Raw genomic sequence first — 273 nt, 5'->3', positions numbered from 1 at the left:
TTCACCGGCACCCCAGCGTCAACCAGCCTCGCCAGCTGATCACCGAACCGAGCACAGTCCTCCGAAAACGACATGGTCGTCGCAACCTCTCAATCGAGAGTGTTGCGACGACCATGTGAACCCGCCTTTCTCGGGGGGCGTTTCACTTAAATTGTGTTCGGCGGTGTCCTACTTTTCCACCCGTGTGGGCAGTATCATCGGCGCTGACAGGCTTAGCTTCCGGGTTCGGGATGGGACCGGGCGTTTCCCTGTCGCTATTTCCGCCGTAACTCT

Annotated in this window: 1 rRNA gene; it reads right to left on the bottom strand. The window is 58.6% G+C overall.

Annotated features, from left to right (window positions below):
* Positions 1-155: 155 nt before the first annotated feature.
* Positions 156-268 (bottom strand): 5S ribosomal RNA (gene rrf / locus ABW16_RS23695).
* Between the last annotated feature and the right edge of the window lie 5 nt (positions 269-273).

Origin of the sequence: Mycolicibacter heraklionensis (genome assembly GCF_001021505.1) — a bacterium.
Lineage (GTDB): Bacteria > Actinomycetota > Actinomycetes > Mycobacteriales > Mycobacteriaceae > Mycobacterium > Mycobacterium heraklionense.
This window is presented reverse-complemented; position numbering and strand designations above follow the sequence as displayed.